Genomic DNA, 1,193 nt, shown 5'->3' with positions numbered 1-1,193 from the left:
GGATGGTGTTCAAAACACGGTCGGCGACGCCGACGTAACGACGCAAGTAACGCCAGGTGAAATCAATGAGACGACGCGCGCGAATTCGATGTTCGAATGAGCATAGATGCAGCTCTGCAATCCGTGATTCGGCTCGTCGGAGCCGAATCCGGACGCACTCATGCCACGGGCTCCAGCAGAATTCGGCGGCGCACCATCCACAGATTGCTCAAGGCGAACAGCGTGTGCAGCTGCTGCGTGTTCTTCATCAACCCACGATAACGCACCTTGAGGTGGCCGAACTGGCGCTTGATGACGCGAAACGGATGTTCGGCCTTGGCGCGAATGCGCGCCTTGAGTCTTTCGCACTCATCGACCAGTTGGCCCAGCGGCGTGTTCTTGTTCAAGGCGCGACGCTTGCCCGGGCGCATGGCGATGTGCCAGTTTGCCTTGACGTCTTGCATTTCCTCGCGCTTTTGCACGCCTTGGTAACCCGCATCGCCAAATACCTCGCGTTCATCACCATGCACGAGCGCGCGCGCTTGCGTCACATCGCTTACGTTGGCAGCCGTCCCCACTACCGTGTGCACGAGACCCGAGTCGGCGTCCACACCGACATGGGCCTTCATGCCAAAGTGCCATTCATTGCCTTTCTTGGTCTGATGCATTTCGGGGTCGCGCTCGCCGCCCTTGTTCTTGGTCGAGCTCGGCGCGGCAATCAGCGTGGCATCGACAGCCGTGCCTTCCTTGAGCATGTAGCCTTTCGCACTGAGCTGGGCGTTGACGGTCGCCAGAAATTGCTCAGCCAACTGGTGTTGTTCCAGCAGATGCCGAAAGCGCAAGATGCTGACCCTGTCCGGCAATCGGCTCATGCCGCCCAACCCAGAAAATTCGCGATACAGCGGTACGTCGTACAGCGCCTCTTCCATCGCGACATCGCTCAAGCCAAACCATTGTTGCAAGAAGTGGATGCGCAGCATCGCTTCAATCGGAAATGGCCGGCGACCCGTCGATTTGGTCGGCGCATGCGGCTCAATCACCGCCACGAATTCTTTCCACGGCACCACGCGCTCCATCTCATCGAGGAACGCGCGCTTGCGCGTGCGCCGGTTCGTCAGGTCAAGGTTCAGGTCGGTTTGTCTCATGTGCCTATTGTGCCCAGCAGGCGGCCGGTTGAACACTCGGAAATGCGTGAGTTTTGAACACCATCCCTA

General features: G+C 58.9%; 1 protein-coding gene. It reads right to left on the bottom strand.

What is annotated here, in order from left to right; translation table 11 throughout:
• Positions 1 to 158: 158 nt before the first annotated feature.
• The gene (locus AB4Y31_RS31740; RefSeq protein ID WP_368677418.1) at positions 159 to 1,124 is read right to left on the bottom strand and encodes an IS5 family transposase; all 966 of its coding nucleotides are present in this window, start codon (positions 1,122 to 1,124) and stop codon (positions 159 to 161) included.
• Between the last annotated feature and the right edge of the window lie 69 nt (positions 1,125 to 1,193).

It is taken from the genome of Trinickia sp. EG282A (assembly GCF_040965455.1).
Taxonomy (GTDB): domain Bacteria; phylum Pseudomonadota; class Gammaproteobacteria; order Burkholderiales; family Burkholderiaceae; genus Trinickia; species Trinickia symbiotica.
This window is presented reverse-complemented; position numbering and strand designations above follow the sequence as displayed.

Coding starts and splice junctions, on each gene's coding strand:
- AB4Y31_RS31740 (WP_368677418.1), bottom strand. CDS start 1,124: ATGAGACAAACCGACCTGAACCTTGACCTGACGAACCGGCGCACGCGC.